Source organism: Nocardiopsis moroccensis, assembly GCF_055763695.1.
This window is the reverse complement of record NZ_CP199747.1, coordinates 3,501,341-3,520,877: the sequence shown is the minus strand read 5'-3', so window position 1 is coordinate 3,520,877 and position 19,537 is coordinate 3,501,341. Positions and strand designations below refer to the sequence as shown.

At 71.3% G+C, this 19,537-nt stretch carries 15 protein-coding genes; 11 read left to right on the top strand and 4 right to left on the bottom strand.

Features of this window, described 5'->3' with window-relative positions; genetic code table 11:
* The first annotated feature begins 564 nt into the window (after positions 1-564).
* From ACUKCB_RS15640 to ACUKCB_RS15630, 3 genes are all read left to right on the top strand, one after another.
* Positions 565-1,359 carry a hypothetical protein gene (locus ACUKCB_RS15640; protein ID WP_473036351.1) on the top strand — a complete coding sequence of 265 codons (795 nt, stop codon included), beginning with the start codon at positions 565-567 and terminating at the stop codon, positions 1,357-1,359.
* Between the two features lie 185 nt (positions 1,360-1,544).
* Positions 1,545-1,979 (top strand): thiol-disulfide oxidoreductase DCC family protein, encoded by a 435-nt coding sequence (locus ACUKCB_RS15635; protein WP_473036350.1) that lies wholly within the window; start codon positions 1,545-1,547, stop codon positions 1,977-1,979.
* Positions 1,979-2,392 carry an SdpI family protein gene (locus ACUKCB_RS15630; RefSeq protein ID WP_473036349.1) on the top strand — a complete coding sequence of 138 codons (414 nt, stop codon included), beginning with the start codon at positions 1,979-1,981 and terminating at the stop codon, positions 2,390-2,392. Before ACUKCB_RS15635 ends, ACUKCB_RS15630 begins: the two co-directional genes overlap by 1 nt.
* Before the next feature lie 18 nt (positions 2,393-2,410).
* Here the strand turns inward: ACUKCB_RS15630 and ACUKCB_RS15625 are convergent, their stop codons facing one another.
* Positions 2,411-3,295, bottom strand: coding sequence for a 3-methyladenine DNA glycosylase (locus ACUKCB_RS15625; protein WP_473036348.1), 885 nt, complete (start codon positions 3,293-3,295; stop codon positions 2,411-2,413).
* Between the two features lie 51 nt (positions 3,296-3,346).
* Between ACUKCB_RS15625 and ACUKCB_RS15620 the strand changes: the two genes are divergently transcribed.
* Positions 3,347-3,943: an HD domain-containing protein gene (locus ACUKCB_RS15620; RefSeq protein ID WP_473036347.1), complete on the top strand. Its 597-nt coding sequence runs from the start codon at positions 3,347-3,349 to the stop codon at positions 3,941-3,943.
* A gap of 20 nt (positions 3,944-3,963) precedes the next feature.
* Here ACUKCB_RS15620 and ACUKCB_RS15615 read toward each other — a convergent pair whose 3' ends face one another.
* Positions 3,964-5,763: a hypothetical protein gene (locus tag ACUKCB_RS15615; protein WP_473036346.1), complete on the bottom strand. Its 1,800-nt coding sequence runs from the start codon at positions 5,761-5,763 to the stop codon at positions 3,964-3,966.
* A gap of 275 nt (positions 5,764-6,038) precedes the next feature.
* Between ACUKCB_RS15615 and ACUKCB_RS15610 the strand changes: the two genes are divergently transcribed.
* Complete coding sequence (locus tag ACUKCB_RS15610; protein WP_473036345.1) at positions 6,039-7,463, top strand: aldehyde dehydrogenase family protein; 1,425 nt, start codon at positions 6,039-6,041, stop codon at positions 7,461-7,463.
* 128 nt (positions 7,464-7,591) lie between these two features.
* On the opposite strand, the gene ACUKCB_RS15605 is transcribed toward ACUKCB_RS15610, so the two are convergent.
* Both ACUKCB_RS15605 and ACUKCB_RS15600 read right to left on the bottom strand, forming a co-directional pair.
* Entirely contained in the window at positions 7,592-8,668 is a 1,077-nt protein-coding gene (locus ACUKCB_RS15605) for a trypsin-like serine peptidase (protein WP_473036344.1), read from the bottom strand.
* A gap of 191 nt (positions 8,669-8,859) precedes the next feature.
* Entirely contained in the window at positions 8,860-10,491 is a 1,632-nt protein-coding gene (locus tag ACUKCB_RS15600; RefSeq protein ID WP_473036343.1) for a CocE/NonD family hydrolase, read from the bottom strand.
* A 298-nt stretch (positions 10,492-10,789) separates the two neighbouring features.
* Between ACUKCB_RS15600 and dxr the strand changes: the two genes are divergently transcribed.
* The 6 genes from dxr to ACUKCB_RS15570 all read left to right on the top strand — a co-directional run bounded on the left by dxr (position 10,790) and on the right by ACUKCB_RS15570 (position 19,504).
* Positions 10,790-11,998, top strand: coding sequence for a 1-deoxy-D-xylulose-5-phosphate reductoisomerase (gene dxr / locus ACUKCB_RS15595; RefSeq protein ID WP_473041024.1), 1,209 nt, complete (start codon positions 10,790-10,792; stop codon positions 11,996-11,998).
* A gap of 28 nt (positions 11,999-12,026) precedes the next feature.
* A complete protein-coding gene (locus tag ACUKCB_RS15590) occupies positions 12,027-13,385 on the top strand; it encodes a M50 family metallopeptidase (RefSeq protein ID WP_473036342.1) in 1,359 nt (452 codons plus the stop codon).
* A gap of 244 nt (positions 13,386-13,629) precedes the next feature.
* Complete coding sequence (ispG, locus tag ACUKCB_RS15585; RefSeq protein ID WP_191268238.1) at positions 13,630-14,784, top strand: flavodoxin-dependent (E)-4-hydroxy-3-methylbut-2-enyl-diphosphate synthase; 1,155 nt, start codon at positions 13,630-13,632, stop codon at positions 14,782-14,784.
* Between the two features lie 417 nt (positions 14,785-15,201).
* Entirely contained in the window at positions 15,202-16,662 is a 1,461-nt protein-coding gene (locus ACUKCB_RS15580; RefSeq protein WP_473036340.1) for an amino acid permease, read from the top strand.
* A 261-nt stretch (positions 16,663-16,923) separates the two neighbouring features.
* Positions 16,924-17,727, top strand: coding sequence for a carbon-nitrogen hydrolase family protein (locus ACUKCB_RS15575; RefSeq protein WP_473036339.1), 804 nt, complete (start codon positions 16,924-16,926; stop codon positions 17,725-17,727).
* A 55-nt stretch (positions 17,728-17,782) separates the two neighbouring features.
* On the top strand, positions 17,783-19,504 hold the full coding sequence (locus tag ACUKCB_RS15570; RefSeq protein WP_473036338.1) for a flavin monoamine oxidase family protein: 1,722 nt from the start codon (positions 17,783-17,785) through the stop codon (positions 19,502-19,504).
* Positions 19,505-19,537 lie beyond the last annotated feature (33 nt).

Sequence of the window (19,537 nt, the reverse complement as noted above, 5' to 3'; positions counted from 1 at the left end):
GAAGCGAAATGGGCGCCGAAGTTGCCCCTGGTAGCAAGATCACGGGTCGAGGGTGGGCCGGGTGAAGCAGCGGCACACGTACACCTGGGTGTCGAACAGGCCCGCCACGGTGCCGTCTCGTAGGGCGACCGACCCCACGGACCTCATGGATCCCACCGACCCCGGAGGACTCGTGCAGTCCCGGCCCGGCCGGAGGAGGGAGGCCAGGGCCCGGCAACGGGGTCACTGGTCTTCGCGGGAGGGGCGCGGTAGGGGCGGATCTTCGCGTCGGTCATGGGCCCAACCTCGGCAGCCCGAACGCGGGCCGCCACGGGTTTTTCACCCGCACGGGCCGTCCTCGTGGCCATAGCCCGGCCTGGGCAGGGCCCTGAACAGGCGGAACCCCGGTCACTCTTCGCGGTTGAGCCAACCCCGGTATTCCGAGCCAAGTTTCTTGATCGTGATTTTTCGGTTATGGGTTTGTCAGGCGTGCCACGGGGAAGAGCAGTAAGTTTCTTGTGTACCTTTCGCAACTTCTGTCCACTCCCGCCCCGGTGGACCGCATCGACCACACAGGAGTCCCCCGTGTTCCCTTCCCCCGGTACCGGTGCGCTCAGCACCCGACTCATCACCGGAGTCGCCCTCACCGCCGGCCTCGTCCTCGGCAGCGGTGCCTTCGCCGCCGCGGCCCCCGGCGCCTCCGGTGACAACGGAACGGTGAAGATCCACAACCCCGAGACCCCGGAGGAGGACAACCGCAACGAACCGAAGGTCTGCGACTTCCAGGTCGTCGCCTTCGGCTTCGACTCCGTCCAGGAGGTGTCCTGGGAGATCCTGGCCCACGGCGGGTCGAGCGACGCGGGCACGGTGAAGCTGGACGGCGAGCTCGTCCTCGACGAGGAGGGCGCCGGCAGCACCGAGCTCCTCACCCTCGACGACGGCCACTACAAGCTGGAGTGGACCTTCGAGGGGCAGAAGGGCAAGGCCAAGCACAAGGTCTTCAAGGTCGAGTGCGCCGAGGAGGAAGAGGAAGGCGAGACCGACCCGACCCCGACGCCGACCCCCACTCCGACCGGCGAGCCGGAGACGGAGACCCCCGAGGACCCCGAGAACCCGGAGACCCCCGAGGTCCCGGACGACGGCAAGACCCCGGGCGGGGAGACCGAGCAGCCCGAGGACGGGACCACCGAGGAGCCCGAGCCCACCACCCCCGTCACCGAGCCGGGCCAGACCCCGGAGAACGACGGGGACGACCTCGCCGTGACCGGTTCGGCCCTGGCCGGCCTGGTGGCCGCGGGCGCCCTCGCGGCGGCCGGCGGTGGCGCGGCCCTGTACATGAGCCGTAAGCGCCGCGGCGAAGGCGCCGACACCGAGGCGTAGGCAGAGCGCGGCGCACCGGCTCCGCCGGGTGCGTCACCGGGGCGGGATCCGCACGGGTCCCGCCCCTCGCCGTGTCCGGGCGGAGGAGGCCGGGTCGCGGTCATGACAGCAGGCACGGCGCGACGTGCGGCGGACCGTGACATCCGTGACTGTCACGGCGCGCGGACCTACGGCAGAATAGGGGTATGGGACGAGGAACGGACGCGAGCGCGTTTCCCGGTTCCGGGCTCTTCCTGTACGACCGGGACTGCGGTTTCTGCCAGCGGGCGGTCGGCTTCGCCCGGGACCGCCTGCGCACCCGGACCGCCTTCGCGGCCTGGCAGGACGTCGACCTGGCCGCCGCGGGACTCACCCCGGAGCAGGCCGACGAGCGGGCCTGGGTCGTCTACCCGGACGGGCGGCTGCTCGCCGGGGGCGACGCGGTCGCCGGGGTCCTGCTGGCGGCGGGGCTCCCCGCCAGGGTCCTGGGCCGCCTCATGCTGCTGCCCGGGGTGCGCCTGCTCAGCCGTGCCGCCTACCGGCTCGTGGCCGCCAACCGGCACCGGCTCCCGGGCGGGACCGCCGCCTGTGCCCTGCCCCCGGAGGACGCTCCCGCACGCAGAACGACGGAGGACCGGTAGTGACCCTGATCGCCCAGCCCGCCGAGCAGACCATCCCCCTCGCCCCGCTGATCCTGGTGATGCTGAGCCTGTCCGGCGCGGCCGCTGCACTGGTGGCGGTAGGCGTCCTGGGGGCGCGACGGCGGATCGGACCCAACGAACTCGTCGGAATCCGCACCAGGTACACCCGGTCCAGTGACGCCGCCTGGTACGCGGTGCACGAGGCCTCCGCCCGCTGGTCGGTCCTGGCCGGGCTGGCCTTCCTGCCGGCCGTGGTCCTCACCCCGCTGGTCTCCGACCCGAACGGCCAGATCGTCGCGATCCTGGGCCCGGTGGCCGCGGGCATGCTGCTGCTGATCGTGGGCACGTGGCGGGGCCACCGCCTCGCCCGGGAACGCCTGGCCCGTGAGGAGGGCCGGGCCGACCTGCCCTGAGACGCCTCCGCGGCCCCGTCAGGACGCCGCGCGCAGGTCCCGGCACACGGCCAGGAGCCGCTCGCGCAGGACCGTGCCGCGTTCGGCGAAGTCCCGCTGGTACTCCATGTAGGCGGCCTTGCCCTCGGCGGTCTCGATCCGCACCGGCTGGTACCCCCAGTCCCGGAGGTCGTACGGCGAGGCGCGCATGTCCAGTACGCGGATCTGTCTGGAGAGCTCGAAACAGTCCGCCACCAGTTCCGACGGCACCGCCGGGGTGAGCTTGTACGCCCACTTGTACAGGTCCATGTTGGCGTGCAGACAGCCCGGCTGGTCCAGTTCCGCCTGTGCCTCCCGGGTGGGCTGCAGGGTGTTGAGCGGGCGCGCGGGTCCGGTGAAGAACCGGAAGGCGTCGAAGTGCGAGCACTGGACGCGGTGCGACTCCACGACCCGGTCGGTGCCCTCGTGGCCCAACCGTAGCGGGACCTGGCCGTGCCTGACCTCCTCGGTCCGGTACACCATCGCCCACTCGTGCAGGCCGAAACAGCCCAGGTGCGCGGGGCGCCGTGCGACCGAGGACAGCAGGCGCTCCACGAAGTCCAGCACCGGGCGGGCGGCCAGGAACGCGGGCACGTCCAGACCCACCCCGCCGGGGAGTTCGGTGTAGAACCGCTCCGAGAGCCGCGCGCGGGCGCCCTCGCCCAGCAGCACCGAACCGACGCCGGGGTGCCAGCGCCGCAGCTGCGCGGGTTTGAGGTTGTAGTAGGTGAACAGGAAGTCCTCGACCGGGTGCCGCTCACCCGCGCGCCGGCGCCGCAGGTGGTCGCCGACCAGCGCGTCCACGCGCCGCTCGTGCCGCTCGGCGCGCTCGCGCCACTCCGTCTCCGCCAGGCCCGTCACGGCCTCGGTGCTCGTTCCCGTCACGGGCTCCAGGGTATGCGCAGACGGGGCGGGGCCTGCGGCTAGTGTGCGGATGTGCTGATTCCCACCGACGAACAGATCCGCGCCCTCCACGAGCGGCACGCGCCCACCCCCGAGTCCTTCGAGCGCGTGTACACGCACTGCCGGGCGGTGTGCGCCGTGGCCGAACAACTCCTCGACCGCGCGGCCCCCGGGGTGAACGCCGACCTGGTCCGCGCGGGGTGCCTGCTGCACGACATCGGCGTCTACCGGTTGATCGACGGCTCCGGGCGCATCGACCACGACCGCTACGTCGGCCACGGGGTGCTCGGCCACGAGCTCCTCGCGGGGGAGGGGATGCCAGAGGTCCTGTGCCGGTTCTGCTCACACCACACCGGTGTGGGGGTGACCAGCGACGACGTTCGTGAGCAGGGTCTGCCCCTCCCGGTCGCCGACTACCTGGCCGAGTCCCCCGAGGAGGAACTGGTGATGTACGCCGACAAGTTCCACAGCAAGACCGATCCGCCGGTCTTCCACTCCGCGCAGAGCTACGCCGCCAAGGTCCGGCGGTTCGGCGCGGACAAGGAGATCCGGTTCAAGGAGATGGTGGAGTCCCACGGTGAACCGGACCTGGCGCCGCTCTCCCGGAGTTTCGGGCACCGGGTGCTCTGAGCGTGCCCGGGCCCGCCGGCTCAGTTGGACTGCTGGACGGGCAGGTGGCGGCCCAGGTAGCCCACGTACACCCGGTTGGTGGTGTCCGGGCCCAGGTGCGGGAAGAAGTACAGGCGCGGACAGATGCCGTACTCGATGTCCAGTTTGATGTGCGCGTACATCGGTACCCGGCCCGCCGGGTCCACCTCGGCCGGGACCCGGAACACCCGCTTCTCGTTGAGCTTTCCCCGATTGCGCACGTAGTCCGACTCCTGCGAGGCCAGCCTCTTGACCGGGATCACCCGGTAACCGTCCGGGGGCTCGCGCAGGTAGGAGTGGAACCCCAGACCGCTGCCGGGGTTGTCGAACTGGTATCGGGCGTAGTCGTTCAGGGCCAGCAGGGCCTCCCAGGCCCGGGTCACCCAGAGCGTCTCCTTGCGGCTCTCGGAGAGCTCGTACACCGTCTGGTCCTCGATGGTGAAGAACAGGTGGGGCAGCGCCGTCCCGTCGGTGATCCGCTCCAACAGCTCCGACACACTGGACGGGGGGCGCTGCTCGGGGTCGAGTGGTGCCGGGGCCGCGGCCAACCGGAACAGGCCCGCTTCCCGCACCTGGTCACGCAGCCACCGGGCCTCGTAACGGGCGGCACGCCGTTCCTCCCGGGCGGTGTCCAGTTCCTCGGTCAGGTCCGCGGTCTCCGCGAGCAGGGCCTGGCGTTCCTCCGACAGCTCTGCGATCCGCGTGCTCAGTCGGCGCACCTCCTCCCTCAGTCGTCGTGTCTGCTCCTCCTGGGCCTGGGTGGCGGCGAGTTCCGCCATGGTGACCGAATCCTGCTCGGACTGGTGGGCGATGGCGTTCCCCGATCCGGTCGGTGCGGTCCGCGCAGGGAGCGGAGCGGGAGTGTACGGGCCCCGTCGCAGGTCCTCGGTCTCCTCCGCCAGGAGGGCGTCGATCGCTCTGAGCGGCCCGGGCAGGGCGAGCCCGAGGGCGTTGTCGCGGACCCTGCGGGAGAGGGCGGCGCCCACCCAGTTGCGCACGCGTGCGCCGTCGCGGGCGGTGTCGAGTGTGGCCGGGTTCATCCGGGGGTGACGCTGGGCGTTCTCCGGGTCGGTGAGGTCCACCCCGGGTAAGAACGTGCGCACCCCGCCGGCGGGGACGTCCAGGTCCCGGGGGAGCAGGCGGCCCACCCGTTCCAGCGCGGCCCCGTCCAGCACGTACCCGGCGCACATGCCCATGCAGCGGGACAGCACGCCCGCCATCGTGTTGCGCCAGTCGGCGACGGTCACGCCCCCGGGCGCACCGGTGGCGACGACCGCCATCCGTCTGAGCGGGTCGCGGACGGTCGAGAGCAGGGCGGACACGTCGGCCTCCTCACGGCCGCGCACGATCCTGGGGCAGGGGTGCAGCGGGTGCGCGCCGTCGTACGCGCCCACCGACTCCAGCAGCATCCGCGCGGCCTCGGGTGGCATCACGTCCAGCCGGGGGGCGTCCGGGGCCGCGGAGGCGCTCGCGGCGTCGACGGTCATGTCGATCCACAGGTGGTTCCACGGGGAGAGCTCGGGGTCGACGACGACGGTGGCGAGGGTCCGCCACACCCCGTCCGGCTTCTCGGACTCCGTGGTCAGGCGGAGGAAGGTGAGGCCCTCGTCGGCGTTGTCGTGCCGCGCGACCAGCGCACGGGAGCGGTTGCTGAGCTCATGGCGGCCGGAGGAGGCGAAGTCCACCCGCGCGCCCGAGTTGCCGCGTTTGCTCAGCCAGCGGGAGAGTACGGCCGAGGCGACGGCGACGAGGTCCCCCTCGTCGTCGGGGACGGCGACGAGCGTGCGGTAGACGAGCGGCAATGGGCACTCCCGGGTTCCCGTCGGCGGCGGTGGACCCGAGGGTCTGGCCGAACGTGCTGGCAGAGCCCTCTCCCACCACTGTGTATCAAGGAGCGCGCGGACGCCAGCCGGTTGACCGAAGATCCACTGACGGGATTGCCGCCCTGCGGCCGCCGCGGCCTGCCGACCACGCGGGGCCCCGCCGCCGTCAATGCGCCACAGTGGCCAACGCGAGCTTTCGGATTGGCAACTGTGGACAAGGCGGTCGGTGTCCTCGGGGGTCTAGCGTCACGGACATGACCACGCACCCGTTCTGGCTGGCCGGCACCGCTGCGACCGGCGACACCGAGATGACCGTTCTCAACCCCTACACCGGCGGGGCGGCCGGCGTCGTCGCCGTACCGACCGCGGCCCAGGTGGAGGCCGCTGTCGCCGCCGCGCACGCGGTGGCCGCCGAGGCCGCCGCCCTGCCCGCGCACGTGCGGGCCGGGGCCCTCGACCACGTCTGTCGGCGGATCGCCGAACGCGCGGAGGAGATCGCCCAGGTCATCACCGCCGAGAGTGGAAAGCCGATCAAGTGGGCCCGTGCCGAGGCGGGGCGCGCCGTCTCGGTGTTCCGCTGGGCTGCGGAGGAGGCCCGCCGGGACAGCGGCGAGCTCCAGCGCCTGGACACCGATCCCGGCGGCACCGGGCGGATGGCCCTGGTCCGCCGGGTCCCCAAGGGGCCGGTCCTGGGCATCTCCCCGTTCAACTTCCCACTCAACCTGGTCGCCCACAAGGTCGCCCCGGCCATCGCCGTCGGCGCTCCGGTGGTCCTCAAGCCCGCCCCGGCCACCCCGATGACCGCCCTCCTCCTCGGCGAGATCCTCGCCGAGACCGGGCTTCCCGAGGGCATGTTCTCGGTGCTGCCCATGCCCAACGAGCTCGCGGCGCCGCTGATCACCGACGAGCGGCTGCCCGTCGTCTCCTTCACCGGCGGCCCGTTCGGCTGGGAGATCCAGCGGCGTGCCCCGCACAAGCACGTCACCCTGGAACTCGGCGGCAACGCCGCGGCCGTGGTGCTGGACGACGCCGACCTGGACTGGGCCGCCCAGCGGGTGGCACTGTTCGGCAACAACCAGGCCGGGCAGGTGTGCATCGGGGTCCAGCGGGTCGTGGTCACCGACGCCGTCCACGACGACTTCCTCCCGCGCCTGGTCGACCGGGTCGAGGCTCTGGGCACCGGCGACCCGGCCGACCCGGGGACCGACGTCGGTCCGCTGGTCGACGAGGCCGCGGCCGAGCGGGTGGCGGCCTGGGTCGAGGAGGCGGTCGCCGCCGGGGCCAGGCTCCTGACCGGCGGACACCGTGACGGCGTCACCATGGCGCCGACCGTCCTGGCCGACGTGCCCTCCGATGCCAGGGTGGTGCGTGAGGAGGTGTTCGGCCCGGTGCTGGTCGTGCAGCGGGTCGCCGACACCGACGCGGCCTTCGACGCGGTCAACGACAGCGACTTCGGCCTGCAGACCGGTGTCTTCACCCGGGACCTGCCCACCGCCTTCCGGGCCCACCGGGAACTGGAGGTCGGCGGTGTGGTCATCGGTGACGTGCCCACCTTCCGCGCCGACCAGATGCCCTACGGCGGCGTCAAGCGCTCGGGCGTGGGCAAGGAGGGGCTGCGCGCGGCCATGACCGACCTCACCCACGAGCGCGTCCTGGTGCTCACCGGCATCGACCTCTAGTTCCGAGCCGTCGTCCCGTACCGGTACGGGACGACGGCCGGGCGTCCGACGGGGCGGTGGCGGCCGGTCGGGGCCGCCACCGCCCCGCCGTTTCCGGGCTTCTGGTGGGTCCGTGGCTCCCGGTGGTCCTACAGCTTGGCGGCGTGCTCGAAGAGGCGCTCGGCCTCCGCGCCCAGACGCGGCCCGTACTGGGTGTTGCGGTCGTCGGCGTACTTGAAGCTGACGACCGAGGAGATGGTCCCCCTGCCGGTGGCGGTGTCGAAGTCGCTGAACCAGGGGCCGCCGCTGGAGCCCTGGGTCATGGTGCAGCGGACCCCGTTGGCGGTGGTGCCGCCGGTGTCCGGGACGGTCCGACCGGAGCAGTAGTGCAGGTCGCGGCCGTTGTAGGGCGAGGCCGACGGGTAGCCGAAGGTGTACACCTGTACGCCCTCGCGGACCCGCTCCTCGGTCCAGGTGTCGAAGGCCAGGCGCTGGGCGCCGACCCGGTCCTGTACCGGGGTGCCGTCGTCGCTGTTGAGCACCACCATCGCGAAGTCGTAGCTGTCGTCGGCCTCGCGGGCCCACTTCGGGGAGACCATCAGGTCGCGGGCGGTGAACCTGCCGTAGGGGTCGGCGCCGTCGTCGTGGCCGGGGACGAAGGTCCAGTTGCGGGCCCAGGAGCCCCGGCCGTCCTTGGCGCAGTGCCCCGCGGTCACCAGGGTGCTGCTGTTGGCGGAGTCCACGACCGAGGCCGAACAGGTGAAGTCGCGGCCGTCCATGGTCAGGTACACCTTGCCGGTGGTCCTGGCGACCAGGCCCCCGTCGCCCCAGAGCTCGCCGTCGCTGTCGGGGCGGGCGGCCTGGGGCTCGGTCACGGCGCCGCCGCCGCGGGGCTCGGCGAGTTCGAGAGCGGAGTCGACCAGGCTGGAGATGGGCTGGGCCGCGGCCATCCGGTCGCTGGTCCAGTAGTCGAGGACGGCGTCGTGCTGCTCGTCGGTGACCGCTCCGGTCTGGTGGACGACCCCGTCCGTCCGGGAGAGGGAGGCCTGGCTCTCCCGGACCGGCTCTTCGGGGGTCTGGGCGGCCGGGAGTACGGCCGGGGCGTGGATGGCCCGGGTCACCGCCGCTGCCGGGGCGGGGAGTCTGTCGATGAGGGCCAGACCCCCGAGGGCGACCGCGGCGGCGGCCAGCGGGGCGAGGATCTTCTGTGTGGTGGACGAGGTCATGGCCACGATCTTTGCATACTTGGAGTAGTCTATTGACTACTTTAGGTTTGTGTCGTGGCTTTCTCGGGAAACAGGTACCGGCCCCCGGCGCCTGCACGCCGGGGGCCGGTCCGGGGAGGCGGCCGACCGGCCCCGCGGGAGTTCGGGCCGACCGGCCGCCGGTTCTGTCGGCCGTCGAACGGCCGGAGGGGTCAGCCGAGCGGAATGGTCACCCGGGTCGGGTTCTCCTCGGGTGAGGTCACCTCGACGCGGTCCCCGAGATCGCTCTCACCGAGGTAGCGGGCGTCCTTGCTGTCCACCACCACTGCCAGCCGGTGCCCGGCCGGAACGTCCCACACCACCGACGAGAGCTCGGTCTCCACCGTCACCGGCTCGCCCGGGACGGAGCCGCGCAGGGTGACGGGCGCGTGGCTCAGCAGCGAACCGGTGCCCCGGCCGTCGATCGCGTACAGGTACACGAACACCGACTGGTCCTCGGCGGTCGGGGTGAACGTGAACGTCGCCTCGGGGGTTCCGGCCACCCGCGCCCCGTCGGGGTAGGTGGGGCTGGTCCACACCGCCGCCCGGTACCGGTCCACGAGGGGCAGTGAGACCCCGGTGGGCACGTCGAAGAACTGCTGGAGCGCCCCGGACAGGATCACGGTGCCGCTGCGCGCCGTCGTGCCGATGCCGGTGCGGAAGTCGTAGTCCCATCCGGTCGAGGGCTCGGGCTCCATGGCCCCGCTGCTCTGCCAGCGGCCCCAGCTGGTGCTGGGCCTGTCGAGGAAGTACTGGTCGCTCCCGGCGCTCACCGAGGCCCAGTCCGGGTGCGAGGTCCAGCCCCCGTTCCCGTTGTTGGGCCTCAGGCGCACCGGCTGCTCGGTGTCGATGCCGTTGTCCTCGCCCTTGAGGTGGTGGTCGAACCAGCGGGCCAGGTCCTCCCACACCTCGTTGGGCAGGCCCACCGCGCCGAACGCCTCCTGGGTGGCGTGGTCGCCGGGGGCCAGCATCAGCCGTTTGGGCCCGGAGAGCTCCTCGTAGAAGTCGGCGAGGTGCCCGACGGGGAACATCCCGTCGTTCCACCCGTGCGCGATCATGACCGCGGTGCCGTTGGCGTTGATCGCGTCCACCTTGGTGGCGGCGGAGCGGTCCGGGGCCAGTTCGAGGATGGGGTCGACGTTGCCCCTCCGGTACTCGCGCTCCATCTCGCGGAGCGCTTCCCCGGGGGTGCCGAGCAGGTTGCCCGCCAGGAGCAGGAGTTCGGCGGACTGCACGTCGATGGTCTCGTTGGGGTAGAGGGAGGCCTGCAGGTCGGCCCAGCCGCTCATGGAGCCGACCGCCCGGACCCGTTCGTCCTCGGCCGCGGTGAGCAGGCTGATGCCGCCGCCGTAGGAGATGCCGGCCATGCCGATGCGGTCGGCGTCGGCCTCGGTGTTCTCCAGGGCCCAGTCGATGACGGCGCTGGCGTCGGCCCGGTCGTCGGGCCCGGCCACCTCGATCCCGCCGCCGGAGTCCCAGAAGCCGCGCGAGGTGTAGGCGACGACCTGGTAGCCGGACTCCTCGGCCAGCTTCTTGGCCGCCCCGACGTAGAGGATGTGCGGGGTGCCCCAGGCGGAGGGCATCACCAGCAGCGGGCGCGGGCCCTCGGCGCCGGTGGGGGTGATGACCTTGGCCTTCAGTTCGGTGCCGTCGTGGCTGACGATCGTCTCGTAGCTGATGCTGGAGCCGACGGCGGCCGCGGCGGGTGCGGGGGACAGGGTGGCGGCGGCGACCACGGCCGCGACGACCCAGGAGAGGGTTCGGGTGCGCGCACCCCGGGCGGGGCGCGCTCTGGTGGTGAACATGTCGGGAACCTCGGGGGTGGGGGAGCGGGGGAGGCGGGGAGGCTCCGATGGACACTCGCGCCGTCGCCATCGGGGCGGGCCGGTGTTCGGTCGCACCGGCGGTGATCGGTATCTCTCTTTACTGTGAGGTAACTTACTCACGGGTCAAGTTAAACGATCCCGACGCCTCTGTAAACCTCCCGTGTCCTCCGGTGCCCGGAACCGCCGGCCGGCCGCGGGCCCCGTCCACAACCCCTCGGCAGGCGGGCGCCGGGTGCGCGACAATGGAGCGGTGCGAGAAGAACAGCAGCGAACAGTAGTGATCCTCGGTTCCACCGGCTCCATCGGGACCCAGGCCATCGACATCGTCCAGCGCAACCCCGAGCGCTTCCGGGTGGTGGGCCTGGCGGCCGGGGGCGGCCGGGTGGACCTGCTCGCCAAACAGGCGGTCCAGCTCGGAGCCGACCGGGTGGCCGTGGCCGACCCGGCGCGCGCCGAGGAGCTCACCCGCCTCCTCGGCGAGCAGGGCGCGGCCGCCGAGGTCCTGGTCGGTGCCGAGGGCGTGGCCGAACTGGCCGCGACCCCCTGCGACGTCGTCCTCAACGGGATCACCGGAGCCCTGGGACTGGAGTCCACCCTCGCCGCGCTGCGCGCCGGGACCACCCTGGCCCTGGCCAACAAGGAGTCCCTGATCATCGGCGGTCCGCTCGTGCGCGACCTGGCCGCACCGGGGCAGATCGTCCCGGTCGACTCCGAGCACTACGCCATCGCCCAGTGCTTCCCGTACCTGCCCGAGGCAGAGCTGGCCAGCCCGGCCCAGGGGCTGGTGCACGCCCGGCGCGGCGACGTGCGCCGACTGGTCGTCACCGCCAGCGGCGGCCCCTTCCGCGGCCGCCGCGCGGACGAGCTCGCCGACGTCACCCCGGCCGAGGCGCTCGACCACCCCACCTGGAGCATGGGCCCGGTCATCACCGTCAACTCCGCGACCCTGGTCAACAAGGGGCTGGAGGTGATCGAGGCCAACCTGCTGTTCGACGTGCCCTTCGAGCGGATCGACGTGGTCGTCCACCCGCAGTCGATCGTGCACTCCATGGTCGAGTACGTGGACGGCACCACCCTGGCCAAGGCCAGTCCGCCCAGCATGATGATTCCGATCGCCTACGGGATCGGCGCCCCCGAACGGGTCCCCGACGCCGCGCCGGGCATGGACTGGACCAGGGCGCAGAGCTGGACCTTCGAGCCGCTGGACCACGAGGCCTTCCCCGCCGTGCGGCTGGCCGCGGAGGTCGGCGCCGCGGGCGGAACGGCCCCCGCCGTCTACAACGCGGCCAACGAGGAGGCGGTCGACGCCTTCCTCAAGGGAAACCTCGCGTTCTGGGCCATCATGGACACCGTCTCCCGGGTAGTCTCTGAACACCAGCGGGTGGACCGTCCGGGGGTCTCGACCCTGCCCCTGACTCTGGACGACGTGTACGCCGCTGACAACTGGGCCCGAACCCGCGCGCGCGAGCTGCTCACCCGCGGCTGAGGACCGACGTCGGCTTGAGGAGAGATGCATGGTCGTGCTGCTGACCGTGGTCGGGATCGTCCTGTTCGTGCTGGGACTGTTGTTTTCGATCGCCTGGCACGAGCTCGGCCACATGTCCACCGCGAAGATGTTCGGCATCAAGTGCACCGAGTTCATGGTGGGCTTCGGCAGGACACTGTGGTCGGTGCGCAGGGGCGAGACCGAGTACGGGATCAAGGCCGTGCCGCTGGGCGGGTTCGTGCGCATGGTCGGCATGCTGCCGCCCGCCCGGGTCCGGGAGGGCGCCGGTGCCCGGAAGATCTCCCGTTGGCGGGCGATGGCCGAGGACGCCCGGGAGGCCTCCTACGTGGAGCTGGCCCCCGAGGACCAGGACCGGCAGTTCTACCAGCGGGCCCCCTGGAAACGCCTGATCGTCATGTTCGCCGGACCGGCGATGAACCTCGTCCTCGCGGTGGTCCTGCTGGGCGTGCTCTTCATGGGCATCGGCGTCCCCAAGGACGTCCCCCAGCTCGGCGCGGTCCGTGAGTGCGTGGTCCCCGCCCAGGTGACCGCCACCGAGTGCACCGACGAGTTCGCCCCCACCCCGGCCCACGAGGCCGGGCTGGAGCCCGGTGACACCATCGTCTCGATCGACGGCGAGCCCACCCCCGACGGGGTCACCGTCAACCGGGCGATCCGTGCCTCGCTCGGCCCCACCGAGTTCGTCATCGAGCGTGACGGCGAGCAGTTCACCACCACCGTCGACATCGTCGAGAACGAGCTGGCCGCCCGGAACGCCGACGGCGACCCAGTCTACGAGACCGACGCCGAGGGCGACCTCGTCTACGACGAACAGGGGCGCCGGGTCGTGGCCACCGAGACGGTCGGCTTCCTGGGCGTGCTGTTCATGCAGGAGCGCCAGCCCCTCACCGTCACGGAGTCGGCCTCCGAGGTGGGTTCCATGCTGGTCAGCGTCGGCGAGGCCATCATCGCGCTGCCCAGCCGGGTCCCGGAGGTGTTCGGCGCCGCCTTCCTGGGCGAGCAGCGCACCGAGGACTCCCCCGTGGGCATCGTCGGCATCTCCCGCATCGGCGGCGAGATCATGTCCCAGGGCCTGCCGCTGATCGACACCGTCGCGATCATGCTCAGCATCCTCGCCAGCGTGAACCTCTTCCTGTTCGCCTTCAACATGTTGCCGATCCTGCCGCTGGACGGCGGGCACATGGCGGGGGCGATCTGGGAGTCCGTCAAGAGATGGACGGCCCGGCTGTTCCGGCGCCCGGACCCGGGGCCGGTGGACGTGGCGCTGCTGACCCCGGTGGCCTACGTGGTCGTGGCCTGTTTCCTCGTGTTCAGCGTCATCCTGCTCGTGGCCGACCTGATCAACCCGGTCCGGCTGTTCGGCTGACCCCGCCGCGGGAACCGCGGGTGAACTCTGCCCGAACCGGTGTGAGCAGGGCCACGACGTGCCGAGCGTTCGCCCGGGGGCGGGTAACCTTGGGGTCGCGTTCCGGGAACGACGCCGCGGCCCAGGCCGCCCGGACGGAATCCCGGACGCGGTTTCGGGCGCTGTGCTCCGTGTGCCCTTTCCCACGAACCGGACGACATCAAGTGCCGCTCTCCCTCTCGGCGGCAGACGAGGTGAATCAAGCGTGACCATCGATCTCGGTATTCCCGCCACACCGCCGCGCCCGCTGGCGACCCGGCGCAAGACCCGGCAGATCATGGTCGGGAACGTTCCTGTCGGCGGGGACGCCCCGGTGTCCGTGCAGTCGATGACGACCACCCGCACCTCCGACGTCAACGCGACCCTCCAGCAGATCGCCGAGCTGACCGCTTCCGGCTGCCAGATCGTCCGCGTGGCCGTCCCCACCAACGAGGACGCCGACGCGCTGCCGATCATCGCCAGGAAGTCGCAGATCCCGGTGATCGCCGACATCCACTTCCAGCCCAAGTACGTGTTCGCGGCGATCGAGGCGGGTTGCGCCGCGGTCCGCGTGAACCCCGGCAACATCAAGAAGTTCGACGACAAGGTCGCCGAGATCGCCAAGGCGGCCGGTGAGGCCGGTACCCCGATCCGGATCGGGGTCAACGCCGGTTCGCTCGACAAACGCCTGCTCGCCAAGTACGGCAGGGCCACCCCCGAGGCGCTGGTGGAGTCGGCGCTGTGGGAGTGCTCGCTGTTCGAGGAGCACGGCTTCCGGGACATCAAGATCTCGGTCAAGCACAACGACCCGGTGGTGATGGTCAACGCCTACCGGTTGCTCTCGCAGGCCTGCGACTACCCGCTGCACCTGGGTGTGACCGAGGCCGGTCCGGCCTTCCAGGGCACGATCAAGTCCTCGGTGGCCTTCGGCGCGCTGCTCTCGGAGGGGATCGGCGACACCATCCGCGTCTCCCTGTCCGCTCCGCCCGCCGAGGAGGTCAAGGTCGGCGCGCAGATCCTGGAGTCGCTGGGTCTGCGTGAGCGCGGCCTGGAGATCGTCTCCTGCCCGAGCTGCGGCCGTGCCCAGGTGGACGTGTACACGCTCGCCGAGGAGGTCACCGCCGGGCTGGAGGGTATGGAGGTGCCGCTGCGGGTGGCCGTCATGGGCTGTGTCGTCAACGGCCCGGGTGAGGCGCGCGACGCCGACCTGGGTGTGGCCTCGGGCAACGGCAAGGGGCAGATCTTCGTCAAGGGCGAGGTCATCAAGACCGTTCCCGAGTCCAAGATCGTGGAGACCCTCATCGAGGAGGCCATGCGCATCGCCGAGGAGATGGGCGAGGCCGGGGCCGAGGGCGAGCCCAGCGTCTCCGTGGCGGGCTGACCCGCACCACGGTTTCCGAAAGGGGAGTACGGCAGCCGCCGTACTCCCCTTTCGCGTGTCCGGGGTCGCCATGCGGCCCGGTCGGTGGCGGGTGGTCCGGCCTCCGCTCCCGGCCGGGGCGGAACAGCACGGGGCTGCGAGCGTTACACCTACCGGTGCGCTCCACCGACGTCGTCGCAGGTCAGACGATTTCAATCACGGAGCGTAATTTTTTATGACCTGCATCACGCTCGCATGCGTTTTCTTGTCCGAGTACGCACGATTGCAGCGTTTGAGACAGACAAATGCAACGAATGTGGGTCATGTTACCCAGGCAACACCATTACCGTTGCCTAGGGCACATTTGGGGCGCCGTTGGTTCGATGAGCGGCGCCGATTCCGGTGTGCCCGTCCCGCAGAACGTCGAGGAGTCATTTCGTGGTGGACCAGAAGACCCCCGCGCCGATGGGCACGGACGTGCCCACGCTCGGGCAGCGCCTGAGCCGGCGCAAGCCGGTGGAGAAGCTGGTGGCGGAGACCGAGAGCGGCACCGGGCTGCGCCGAACCATGGGTTTCTGGCAGCTGTCCATGATCGGCATCGGTGCCACCCTGGGCACCGGCATCTTCGTCGTCCTGGGTGAGGCCGTCCCTGTCGCCGGGCCCGCCGTCATCCTGGCGTTCGTCCTGGCCGGTGTCACCGCGCTGTTCTCCGCGCTCGCCTACGCCGAGATGGCCGGGATGATCCCCGCCTCCGGTTCGGCCTACTCCTACAGCTACGCCACCATGGGCGAGTTCATGGCCTGGGTGTGCGGCTGGTGTCTGATGCTCACCTACGGAGTCTCCGTCGCCGCGGTCGGTGTCGGCTGGGGCCAGTACATCAACGAGCTCCTCGAACTGACCACGGGTCTGGCGCTGCCCGGCGCCTTCCTGGCCGGCCCCCTGGAAGGCGGCCTGGTCAACCTGCCCGCCGCCATCGTGGTCCTGCTGTCCATGTTCGCCCTGCTGGCCGGGGTCCGCGAGAGCACCCGCGCCAACGCCGTCATGGTCGCCATCAAGATCGCCGTCCTGGTGATGTTCGTGGCCATCGCGATCACCGCCGTCCAGGACGGCAACTTCGCCCCGTTCATGCCGATGGGTATGGCCGGTGTCTCCGCCGCCGGCGCCACCCTGTTCTTCTCCTACATCGGCTTCGACTCGGCCTCCACCGCCAGCGAGGAGGCCAAGAACCCCCAGCGCGACCTGCCGCGCGCCATCATGTTCTCGATGATCGTGGTCACCGCGATCTACTGCCTGGTGGCCTTCAGCGCGATCGGCGCCCTCAACTGGACCGAGTTCGCCGCCGGACGCACCTCCCTGGCCGGGATCCTGACCGTGGTCACCGGAACCCCGATCTGGGCGGTCATCTTCGCCGCCGGCGCCGTCCTGGCCCTGGCCAGCGTCGTCCTGGTGGTGCTCTACAGCCAGACCCGCATCCTCTTCGCGATGTCCCGCGACGGGCTCATCCCCAAGGCCTTCTCCGAGGTCGACGCCAAGGGCACTCCGCGCGCGAACACCGTCATCACCTCGGTGTCCATCGCCGTCCTGGCGGCGCTCATCCCGCTCGGTCCGCTCGCCGACGCCACCGCGATCGGTACCCTGTTCGCCTTCGCCCTGGTCAACGTGGCCGTCCTGGTACTGCGCAGGAACCGCCCCGACCTCAAGCGCGCCTTCCGGATGCCCGGAGCCCCGGTAACTCCGGTCCTCGGCGTCCTGGCCTGCGCCTACCTGATGATCAGCATGCCGCTGAGCGTGTGGATCGCCTTCGGCGCCTGGCTCGTGGTCGGCCTGGCGGTCTACTTCGGCTACGGCATGCGCCGTTCCGCGCTGGAGACCGAACCGGCCACCGAGGTCCGCGCCTGAGACGCGCACGGGCCGCGCTCCGTGTCGGGCGCGGTGTGACCTGACCGGGCGGGCCCGGGGAATCCCCGGGCCCGCCCCCGTGTTCTCCGTCAGGGGTCGGGACTGAACGATCCGGCGCGCGTGTGCACATCAGCGCAACGAAACGGGTCATGTCGGCGATAACTCGCAACAGAGTGCCCGCCCGACACACGGTTCCCACGCCCCCGCCCGCCTAGAGTGGACGCGGTCGACCAGCGACAAAACACCGGGAGGTGCCAGGCGATGCCCGAGACACTGCGAGTGGCCCTCGACCAGGGCACGGGACGCAGCGGCGACCCCGCATCCTCCCTGGACCGGCTCCGGGAGCGGGCCCGGGCGGCCGCGGCCGACGGCGCCGCCCTGCTGGTCACCCCGGAGATGTCGATGACCGGCTACAACATCGGGGCCGAGGTCGAACGGCTGGCCGAGCCCGCCGACGGGCCCCTCTTCCGGGCGGTCTCCCGGATCGCCGCCGACACCGGGGTCGCGATCGTCTACGGCTTCCCCGAGCGGGCGGACGGGAACGTGTACAACGCGGTGCGGTTCGTGGACGCCACGGGGGCCTCCCGCGCGCTCTACCGCAAGACGCACCTGTTCGGCGACCTGGACCGGAACCTCTTCGCCCCCGGCGGTGAACTGGTCGTCCAGGTCGACCTCGGCGGCCACCGTCTCGGCCTGCTGGTCTGCTACGACGTGGAGTTCCCCGAGGCCGTGCGGGCGCACGCACTGGCCGGGACCACCGTCCTCCTGGTGCCCACCGCCCTGATGGGCCCGGACACCTCGGTGGCCACCCTCCTCGTCCCCGCCAGGGCGATGGAGAACCAGATCCACCTGGCCTACGTGAACCGCTGCGACACCGAGGGGGAGCTCGACTACGTCGGGCTGAGCACCCTCGTGGGCCCCGACGGCACCGAGCTGCTGCGGGCCGGTCCCACTCAGGCCCTGCTGGTCGGCGACATCGACCCGGCCGTCACCGAGGCCGCCCGGGCGGAACTGTCCTACCTGGGCGACCGCCGTCCGGCCCTGTACTCGGCGCTCGAGCGCTGAACCCCGAACCCGTATCCGAAACCCGTACACCCAGCCCCAGCGTAAGGAGGGCCTCATGACGTCTGCCGTGCCCACGGCCGCAGGTACCGCACCCGCCACCGCCCCGGCGGATGAACGGCCGCTGACCATGTCCGGGCCCGACTTCCCGTTCGCCTACGACTCCTTCCTGGAGCACCCCGCAGGGCTGGGCCAGGTCCCCGCCGAGCACCACGGCACCGAGGTCGCGGTCATCGGCGGCGGCCTCTCGGGCATCGTCACCGCCTACGAGCTCATGAAGATGGGCCTGAAGCCGGTCGTGTACGAGGCCGACCGGATCGGCGGCCGGCTGCGTACCGAGCGTCTCCCCGGCTGCCCCGACGACGTGGTCGCCGAGATGGGCGCCATGCGCTTCCCGCCGTCGTCCACCTCCTTCTGGCACTACGCGGACCGGATGGGCCTGCGGACCAGCCCCTTCCCCAACCCGCTCGCGGCGTCCACCCCGAGCACCGTCGTCGATCTCAAGGGCGAGTCGCACTACGCGACGCACCTGGACGACCTGCCACAGGTGTACCGGGACGTGGCGCAGGCCTGGGACCGGACCCTGGAGAGCGTCGAACACACCCGGATGCAGAAGGCGATCCGGGAACGCGACACGGCCACCCAGAAGGAGATCTGGAACCGGCTGGTCGAGAAGCTGGACAACCAGACCTTCTACGGTTTCCTGTGCGAGTCCCCGGGCTTCTCCTCCTTCCGCAACCGCGAGGTCTTCGGCCAGGTGGGCTTCGGCACCGGCGGTTGGGACACCGACTTCCCCAACTCCATCCTGGAGATCCTGCGGGTCACCTACACCGGTGCCGACGACGACCACATGGGCATCGTGGGCGGTGTCGACCAGCTTCCGCTGCGCCTGTGGGAGGACGCCCCGGACAAGCTCGTGCACTGGGCGCAGGGCACCTCCCTGGCCTCGCTGCACGGGGGCGAGCCGCGGCCGGCCGTGACGGCGCTGCGCCGTACCGCGGCCAAGGGCTCCCCGGCGGGCAACATCACGGTCACGGACTCCTCCGGCTCCATCCGCACCTACGCGTCGGCGGTGTTCACGGCGCAGTCCTGGATGATGCTGTCCAAGATCGACTGCGACGACGACCTGCTGCCGATCGACCACTGGACGGCGATCGAGCGGACCCACTACATGGAGTCCTCGAAGCTGTTCGTGCCGGTGGACCGCGCGTTCTGGCGGGACAAGGACCCCGAGACCGGGCGGGACGTCATGAGCATGACGCTCACCGACCGGATGACCCGGGGCACCTACCTGCTGGAGGGTGAGGACCCCGATGCCCCCGCGGCGATCTGCATGTCCTACACCTGGTGCGACGACTCGCTGAAGTGGCTGCCGCTGTCGGCCAACGAGCGCATGGAGGTCATGCTCGCCTCCCTCGGCAAGGTCTACCCGGACGTGGACATCCGCTCCCACATCACCGGTGACCCGGTGACCGTCTCCTGGGAGGACGAGCCCTACTTCATGGGCGCGTTCAAGGCCAACCTGCCCGGCCACTACCGGTACCAGCGGCGCCTGTTCACCCACTTCCACCAGGACGACCTGGCCGAGCGCCACCGGGGGCTGTTCCTGGCCGGCGACGACGTGTCCTGGACCGCCGGCTGGGCCGAGGGCGCGGTGCAGACGGCCCTGAACGCCGTGTGGGGCGTCATGCACCACTTCGGTGGTCGGACCGACCCGTCCAACCCCGGCCCGGGCGACCTGTTCGATGAGCTGGCCCCGGTCGCCCTCCCCGAGGACTGACCCACGGGCCGGTCCACGGACCGAGGCCCCTGT

Excerpts from the sequence above, each read along its gene's own strand:
- ACUKCB_RS15570 (WP_473036338.1), top strand. The coding sequence starts at position 17,783 with ATGACGTCTGCCGTGCCCACGGCCGCAGGTACCGCACCCGCCACCGCC.
- ACUKCB_RS15600 (WP_473036343.1), bottom strand. The coding sequence starts at position 10,491 with ATGTTCACCACCAGAGCGCGCCCCGCCCGGGGTGCGCGCACCCGAACC.
- ACUKCB_RS15590 (WP_473036342.1), top strand. The coding sequence starts at position 12,027 with ATGGTCGTGCTGCTGACCGTGGTCGGGATCGTCCTGTTCGTGCTGGGA.
- ACUKCB_RS15610 (WP_473036345.1), top strand. The coding sequence starts at position 6,039 with ATGACCACGCACCCGTTCTGGCTGGCCGGCACCGCTGCGACCGGCGAC.
- ACUKCB_RS15575 (WP_473036339.1), top strand. The coding sequence starts at position 16,924 with ATGCCCGAGACACTGCGAGTGGCCCTCGACCAGGGCACGGGACGCAGC.
- ACUKCB_RS15635 (WP_473036350.1), top strand. The coding sequence starts at position 1,545 with ATGGGACGAGGAACGGACGCGAGCGCGTTTCCCGGTTCCGGGCTCTTC.
- ACUKCB_RS15605 (WP_473036344.1), bottom strand. The coding sequence starts at position 8,668 with ATGACCTCGTCCACCACACAGAAGATCCTCGCCCCGCTGGCCGCCGCC.